7 protein-coding genes are annotated in these 8,041 nt (G+C 67.3%); 5 read left to right on the top strand and 2 right to left on the bottom strand.

The window, feature by feature from the left end; genetic code table 11:
• Positions 1-23 precede the first annotated feature (23 nt).
• Complete coding sequence (locus HKK72_RS32495) at positions 24-812, bottom strand: GntR family transcriptional regulator (RefSeq protein WP_222721416.1); 789 nt, start codon at positions 810-812, stop codon at positions 24-26.
• Positions 813-996: 184 nt separating this feature from the next.
• Between HKK72_RS32495 and HKK72_RS32490 the strand changes: the two genes are divergently transcribed.
• From HKK72_RS32490 to HKK72_RS32470, 5 genes are read left to right on the top strand one after another with little or no spacing between them, the layout of a single operon-like run.
• Positions 997-2,292 (top strand): D-tagatose-bisphosphate aldolase, class II, non-catalytic subunit, encoded by a 1,296-nt coding sequence (locus HKK72_RS32490; RefSeq protein WP_187238257.1) that lies wholly within the window; start codon positions 997-999, stop codon positions 2,290-2,292.
• Positions 2,289-3,479, top strand: coding sequence for an SIS domain-containing protein (locus tag HKK72_RS32485; RefSeq protein ID WP_222721415.1), 1,191 nt, complete (start codon positions 2,289-2,291; stop codon positions 3,477-3,479). The genes HKK72_RS32490 and HKK72_RS32485 overlap by 4 nt, the downstream gene beginning before the upstream one ends.
• Positions 3,480-3,527: 48 nt before the next feature.
• On the top strand, positions 3,528-4,526 hold the full coding sequence (locus HKK72_RS32480) for an N-acetylglucosamine kinase (RefSeq protein ID WP_187238258.1): 999 nt from the start codon (positions 3,528-3,530) through the stop codon (positions 4,524-4,526).
• Positions 4,527-4,533: 7 nt separating this feature from the next.
• On the top strand, positions 4,534-5,439 hold the full coding sequence (locus HKK72_RS32475; protein WP_222721413.1) for a DMT family transporter: 906 nt from the start codon (positions 4,534-4,536) through the stop codon (positions 5,437-5,439).
• Positions 5,436-7,514: a glycoside hydrolase family 36 protein gene (locus HKK72_RS32470; RefSeq protein WP_187238255.1), complete on the top strand. Its 2,079-nt coding sequence runs from the start codon at positions 5,436-5,438 to the stop codon at positions 7,512-7,514. Before HKK72_RS32475 ends, HKK72_RS32470 begins: the two co-directional genes overlap by 4 nt.
• Before the next feature lie 207 nt (positions 7,515-7,721).
• Here the strand turns inward: HKK72_RS32470 and HKK72_RS32465 are convergent.
• The coding region (locus HKK72_RS32465) for a cupin domain-containing protein (RefSeq protein WP_187238254.1) at positions 7,722-8,041 on the bottom strand (320 nt) is incomplete at its 5' end.

Raw genomic sequence — 8,041 nt, 5'->3', positions numbered from 1 at the left:
GGCGGTGCCGAGAAGGATGCTGATCAGGTCCGATTGGTGATGGAGGCTCGAAAGCGGTAGCGGTCCCCTCGGTAGACCTGGACGGTCAGCTCGATCGGGCGGTCTGCCTGGTTGAACGTCAGCTGGGTCGCGACGAGCATCGGCATGGTGTCGCCGATCTCGAGCAGCTCGATCTCTCGTGGCATTGGGTGGCGGGCTTCGACCGAGTAGTCGGCAACGCTCGGCAGCTGTGGCGGGTCCGCCGCGCGCAGGGTGGCGTACAGCGAGGCAGTGTTGAAGTCGGTTTCGGCCAGGGCCGGGCAGACCGTCAATGGGAGTCGGTTGTGCTCGAGCACGACCACCAGGTCGTCGAGGAAGCGCAGTCGGTGGAGGTCGAAGAGGTCGGCGCCGGGCGCGATGCGGAGGTGTTCGGCCTCGGACACCGTTGCCGGGCGAACCGTGGCAGAGAGAACCTGGCTGCTCGCCGTCAGACCGTTGACGTGGGCGTAGTCGGCGAAGCCCTGGACCTGGGGGGCGGCCGCGGTGGACGCCATCGCCGGATCAGGGGACTGGCCGAGTTCGGCGACGAACCACCCGCGCGACGACGCCGGTCGCACGAAGCCTCGCGACTCCAATTCGGCGAGGGCGGCTCGCAGCGTCACGCGTGAAACGGCGTACCGGGTCGCAAGCGCCCGCTCGGAGGGCAGCCGGTCGCCGGTGCGGGCAGCGGTACCGCGCAGGTCGTCGAGCAGCTGCGCGGCGGTGCGCTCGTACAGCGGGAGCGCGTCGTCGGCGAACAGGCCACGGGGCATCGACGTCCTCGCAACAGACATACCAGAACCATACCGGTTCCATCGATCCCTGAGTCAGCCGCCCTGGAGAACGGGCCACCGGCTTGCCTCAGACCGCCACCACCAGGCCAAACCAGCGAATACCGATTACCAGCCATTGACAACCCAATTGCATACCACTTACGTTCTTCGATCAGACCAACCGCGGTGAACCGAGGAGTGCTCCATGAGTGACCTTCTGCTCGATCTTGTCCGGCGCCACCGTGCCGGGTCGGCGGTTGGTATCCCTTCGGTGTGCTCTGTCCATCCACTGGTGATCGAGGCGGCGGTGTTGCAGGCGCTCGACGACGGCGCCCCGTTGCTGGTGGAGGCGACGTCGAACCAGGTCGACCAGTTCGGCGGCTACACAGGCATGCAGCCGTCGGATTTCCGTGACCTCGTCTTCGACACCGCAGAACGTCTCGGTCTGCCTCGGGATCAAGTCGTGCTGGGCGGAGACCATCTGGGGCCCAACCGCTGGCGTGATCTCGGCGCCGATGAGGCCATGGACCGCGCCGAGGTCTTGGTGGCCGGTTACGTCGAGGCCGGGTTCGTCAAGATTCACCTCGACTGCAGCATGGCCTGCGCCGGCGACCCGGTGCCGCTGACCGACGAGATCGTTGCCGAGCGGGCCGCGCGGCTGGCGCGGGTCGCCGAGAAGAGCGCACGACAGGCCGGTACGCGCCCGGTCTATGTCATCGGCACGGAAGTACCCGTACCCGGCGGGGCCCAGGAGACGATCGAGAGCCTGCCCTCGACTTCTCCTGCCGCGGCGGCCAAGACGATCGACGCCCACCGCGCCGCCTTCACGGCCGCGGGCGTCGGGGAGGCTTGGGAGCGCGTCATCGGGCTCGTGGTGCAACCGGGTGTGGAGTTCGACCACCGCCACGTCTTCGACTACGACCGCAGCCGGACCCAGGCACTGACCGCCGTACTCGACGATCACTCGGGCTTGGTGTTCGAGGCGCACTCGACGGACTACCAGTTGGCCGAGTCCCTTCGCGCACTCGTCGAGGACCACTGGGCGGTGCTCAAGGTGGGACCGGGGCTCACGTTCGCGTTGCGCGAGGCACTGTTCTCGCTGGCGGCGATCGAGGACGAACTGGTGCCGGAGGAGCAACGTTCCTGCCTCGTCGACGTCGTCGAGCGGCGCATGCTCGAGGACCCTCGCTGGTGGCAGGGTTACTACCTCGGCGACGACGACGAGCAGCGCCTCGCCCGCCGCTACAGCTACAGCGACCGAGTCCGCTACTACTGGCCCGACGCGGAGATCCATGCGGCGCAGAGTCGCCTGCTGGCGAACCTCGCCGCCCGCGACATCCCGATGCCGCTGATCAGCGCTCACCTACCCGAACAGTACGACCGCGTGCGCCGCGGCGAGCTCACTACAGACCCAGCCGCACTGGCCGTCGACCGCGTGCGCGGCGTGTTGCGGGTGTACGCGCGTGCAGCCGCGCCCCGCGCTTGCGAAGGCCGGCGATGACGAGAAGCACCGAGGCGAGGGGGGACTCGACCTTCATGGAACAAATTCTGGGATATGCACCCGGCGAACTCGACGGCCGCGGAGCGGGCTGGACCGCCCGCGAGATCGTCCAACAGCCCGCCCTGTGGCGGGAGGTCGCGAGGATGGCCTCGACGCTGAGCGAGGAGCATGTGGCCTTCCTCCGCCCGTTGCTCGATCGTCGCGGGCTGCGCATCGTGCTCACCGGCGCGGGTACGTCCGCGTACGCCGGTGAGGTGTTGGCGCCGACGCTGCGCCGCCGTCTTGGCCACCGCGTCGAGGCCATCGCCAGCACGGACCTGGTGGCCGACCCGCACGGCTGCTTTGCGGAGGACGTGCCTACGCTGCTGGTCTCGCTCTCCCGTTCCGGGGACAGCCCCGAAGCCGTCGCCGCCACGCGGCTCGCGGACCAGTTCCTGACCGAGTGTCACCATCTCGTGGTCACGTGCAACACCGGCGGCCGGCTTTGTCGGGAGCATGCCGACGCGAAGTCCTCGATGGTGCTCCGCATGCCTGCTGCGGCCAATGACCAGGGTTTCGCGATGACGTCGAGCTTCACGTGCATGGTGCTCGGCATCCTGCTCGTGCTCACCGACGGCACGGCCGACGAGATGGTCGACCAACTCGCCACCGCCGCTGAAGCCGCGCTGCCCAGCATCGACGAACGGGCTCGTTCGCTGGTCATGGCGGGCTACGAACGCTTCGTCTATCTCGGCAGTGGTCCGTTGCAGGGTCTTGCTCACGAGTCGGCGCTCAAGCTGCTGGAGCTGACCGCAGGTCAAGTGCTGACCCATGCCGAGTCGCCCCTCGGCTTCCGGCACGGACCCAAGGCCGTACTCAACGACCGCACGCTGGCCGTGGTCTATGTGTCCAATGACGCGTACACCCGGCGCTATGACCTCGATCTGGTGGAGGAGCTGCGCCGGTCGATCGCGCCGGCCAATGTCCTCGCACTGTCCGCCCAGGACGGCGGGCCAGGAGCAGACGTCTGGCATCTTCCCGGGCTCGACGGACTGGATGACGTGCCGCTGGCGCTCTGTTACGCGCTCTTCGCGCAGACGATCGCGCTGCACACCTCCCTCCATCTCGGACACACGCCCGACAACCCCTTCCCCGCCCAGGAGGTCAATCGTGTGGTGCAAGGCGTCACCATCCACCCGCTCGGCTGAGCCGCCGCAGGGGACCACCGCGAGAGCGTGGACGGGAGGGGCGTGACCATGTTCCTCGGAGTCGACGGGGGCGGAACGAAGACCGCCTTCTGCCTGGTCACCGAGAGCGGGGAGGTGTCCGCGCAAGTACGAGCCCCCTCCACCTACTACTTCTCAGTGGGCATCGACCTGGTCGGCCGCGTTCTCCGCGACGGCATCGCGGCCGTTTGCGCCGAAGCCGGCACCACGCCCGAGGGTATTCGACACGCATTCTTCGGGCTGCCGACCTATGGCGAGGTCAGCGGTGACATCCCCACTCTCAATGCGGCTGCCCGCGACGCCCTCGGTCACGACCGCTACGCCTGCGGCAACGACATGGTCTGCAGCTGGGCCGGCTCGCTCGGCGGCGCCGACGGGATCAACATACTCAGCGGCACCGGTTCGATGACCTACGGCGAGTTCGGCGGTCGCGGCGCCCGAGTCGGCGGCTGGGGCGAGCTCTTCGGCGACGAAGGCTCCGCCTACTGGATCGCGATTCGCGGCCTCAGCTGCTTCTCGAAGATGAGTGACGGGCGCCTCCCCCCCGGCCCCCTGCACACACTGATCGGGGAGCACCTGGGCCTCAAAGAGGATCTCGACCTGGTCGACGTCGTGCTCAACCGATGGCAGGGCGACCGCAGCAAGATCGCCGCACTCAGCAGGCTGGTCGTCACCGCCGCCGACCGGGGAGATCGCTACGGTCGCGACATCCTCGCCCAGGCCGCGCGGGAATTGGCCATCACCGTGGACACAACGCGCGAGCGTCTCGGGTTCCGCCCCGGCCAGTCGGTGCCGGTCTCCTACTCCGGCGGAGTGTTCAAAGCCGGACCTTCGATCTTGGACGCCTTTCGTAGCGAACTCGAAGGGAGGTACGCCACCTACGAACTGCGCGACCCGCTCTACCCACCCCACATCGGCGCCGCGATCTACGCCGCCAAGCTGAGCGCCAACCCGCTGAGCCACGCCGCGCTCCAGCGCCTGCAATCCGCACCCAGCACGTCGTTGGGAGAAGACGATGAAAAACAGTAGAAGCTGGGTGGTCTACGCCTCGCTGCTGGTGGCTTTCTGGGGCACCTGGGGCGCCCTTTCCAGCCTGCCAACAAAGTGGTACGACTACCCGGACGAAATGGTCTACATCATTTGGGCACTGACCATGCTCATCCCCACCTATTTCGGTCTGCGCGGCGTCACCTTCGACCGCCGACCCATCGCCGCCTTCTACGGGCTGATCGTCGGACTGACCGGGGCGGGAGGTCAACTGGCTCTTTTCCACGCACTCACCATCGGCCCCGCCTACCTGATCTTCCCGATCATCGCTCTGTCTCCAGCCGTCACCGCATTGATGGCCATCGTGCTCCTCCGCGAGCGGCTCACAACGCTGTCGGTGATCGGGCTGGTCGCCGCGCTGGCGGCACTTCTGCTGTTCAACATCTCAGACGGAGACGGCGACGTCACCGCAGGCTCCTGGCTGGTCCTGGCGATCGTCATCTTCATCGCCTGGGGCGTGCAGGCCTTCTACATGAAGAAGGCCGCCACGGTCGGCGTCAACGACGGAACGACTTTCGCCTACATGACCATCAGCGGACTGCTGCTGATCCCCGTCGCGATCCTGATGATGGGCGAATTCCCCACCGACTTCACCTGGAAGGCTCCCGCCCTCACCGCCGCGACGCAGGTACTCAACGCGGTCGGCGCGCTGTTCCTGGTCATGGCGCTGAGCCGGGGCAAGGCGACGATCGTGGCGCCATCGACGAATGCCCTGGCCCCGGTACTCACCGTCATCCTGTCCCTGGCGCTCTACCAGACGGTGCCGTCGGTCTACGCCGTGCTCGGCATCGTGCTCGCGATAGGTGGCTCGACCTTGATGATCTACAGCGACGAACGGAAAGACGCGGTCTCGTCGCCAGACCCGCGCAGCGAGCCCGAAGGGAGTTTGACATGACCGACATGAAGCGGCGGACCGTACTGAAGGTGGCACTGGGGGGCGCCGGCCTGGCCGCCTTCCCCGCCGTGGCCGGAGTCGCGGGTGCCACATCCGCGACCGCCGCACCGAGGCGTGGACCCCATCTCGTCGGGGTCGGCGACACCTCCATCACCTTGGAGTTCGACGACAAACTGCGCAGCCGGGTGGCCTTGGACGACGTCGACGTCACGCGTTTCGACGCCGGCGAAGCCCTGCTCCTGGGTGATACGACCATCGACGCGTTCACCTACCGCGGACACCAGACCCGCAACACCCTGCATCCCCGGCACGGCGCAGGCGTCCAGGTGACCCTCCACGGCGACTCCAAGGACGGCGTGCGGAAGACGGTGGAGCTGACCTCCTTCCAGCGCTTGACCGGGATGATCGTGATGAAGGTGACCTACACCAACATCTCCCGTGCCGCGCTGAAGGTCACCGGGTGGCGCAACGGAGCCCACGAACTCCTGGAGAAGCCCGGCGGCTTCTACACCTTCTCCGGTACCACCCATGAGGACCGTCGCGACTGGGTGCAGCCGGTGACGGCCGGTTTCGCCCAGCAGAACTCGCTGGGAATGGACTCCTCCGACTACGGCGGCGGCACCCCGATGGCGAGCGTCTGGCGTCAGGGCGCGGGCCTTTCCGTCGGACATGTCGAACCCGTGGCGAGGATCCTGCGCCTGCCGGTTCGCAAGACGGGCAACGGAGCGAGCATCGCCATCGAAGGCGACACCGCCCGCACCCTGAAACCGGGCCAGCGACTGACCACCGACACCACGTTCCTGACGGCCCACCCGGGCGACCACTTCGGGCCGCTACAGCGCTATCGCGACTACATGGGTGACATCGGCCAGCGCGCCCCCAAGACCCCGAAATCGGCCTTCGACCCCATCTGGTGCGCGTGGGGTTACGAGCGCGGCTTCACCGTCGAGCAGGTCGTCGGAACGCTTCCGAAAGTGCGTGAGGTCGGTCTCGAATGGGCCGGGCTCGACGACGGCTGGCAGACCAACGAGGGCGACTGGGACATCAACCTGCAGAAGTTCCCGCGGGGCGAAGCGGACATGCGAGCCTTCACCAAGCAGATCCGAGACGCGGGACTGCGGCCGCGTCTGTGGTGGGCACCGCTGGCGGCGGATCCCGAGAGCAACCTGTTCGCCGAGCGCCCCGACATGCTGTTGCTGGACCGCGACGGCAACAAGCAGAGAGTGACCTGGTGGAACGCCTGGACACTGTGCCCGGCATACAAGCCGACTGTGGACTACTTCGCCCGGCAGGCGAAGAAATTCATCCGTGACTGGGGCTATGAAGGGCTCAAGATCGACGGCCAGCACCTCAATGGCGTCACACCCTGCTACAACCCGGCGCACCGGCACGCCCGGCCCGAAGAATCGACCGAGGGCGTGGCGCAGTTCTGGAAGGCGGTGTACGAGGCCGCGCATGAGGCGAACCGCGACGCCGTCGTCGAGCTCTGCCCCTGCGGCACCGCCTTCGCCTTCCACAACCTGCCCTACGTCGACCAATACCCGGCCTCGGACCCAGAGTCGTCTTACCAGGTCCGGCACAAGGGCAAGACGATGAAGGCGCTGATGGGCCCGGGCAGCAGTTACGCCGGCGACCACGTCGAACTGAGCGACGGGGGCGACGACTTCGCGTCCAGCTACGGCGTCGGAGCCGTCCTGTCGACCAAGTTCACCTACCCGGCTGCGTCCCCGGACGATGAGAACGCGCTCACCCCGGAAAGGGAGGTTCTCTGGCGCAAATGGGTGGACCTGTACAAGGAGAACATGCTGCCCACCGGCGAGTATCGGGGCGAGTTGTACGACATCGGTTTCGACAAGCCCGAGGCGCATGTCGTCGAAAAGGGCGCGACCCTGCACTACGCCTTCTACGCCGACCAATGGAACGGGACGGTCGAGTTGCGCGGTCTGGGGCGGGGCAGGTACCGCTTGACCGACCCGTTCACCGGCGCCTCCCTCGGCACCGTCGATGCCCGGCACAACACCGTGAAGCTGGCCTTCGAGAAGTTCCAGCTCATCGTGGCTCGGCGGACCGGCTGAGTCAGCCGTGTGGCCGTGTGTCGTGATCTCTAGGTAGCGAGGTCTCCGGTAGAGGGTTCATCGACCAAGAAGAACCTGACATACCGGAGACCTCGTGGTCGCTCCGGCGGCGAGGCCGCGGCTCGATCAAACCGATGCACAGTGGGCACGTCTGGAGCCGCTGTCGGCTGTGCCGCGTCGGCCAGGTCACAACGGGTGCCATCAGAATCACCTACCCTCGGCCTGTTGCCTCGCCGGCCCCAGGTGGGTGCGCTCCCCATCGTGGTCGAGGATGCACAGGATCTCAGCCACGCCGTCCTGGGCGCCGAACGCGTGCGGCACCATCGTGGAGAACTCCGCCGCATCGCCGGTCTCGACCTGGATCGTCCGCTCACCCAGCCGCAGCACCACGGTGCCGGACAGCACGGTGAACCAGTCCCGGCCCGGGTGCACCCGCAGCTCGGTGGGGACCGGCCGGGTGACCCGCAGCTTGGCGACCGTCACGCCGTGCGGTGCCCCCTCTCGCGTTAGCAGCCAAGTGGTGATGC

This window comes from Actinomadura sp. HBU206391, from assembly GCF_014323665.1.
Lineage (GTDB): Bacteria > Actinomycetota > Actinomycetes > Streptosporangiales > Streptosporangiaceae > Actinomadura_C.
This window is presented reverse-complemented; position numbering and strand designations above follow the sequence as displayed.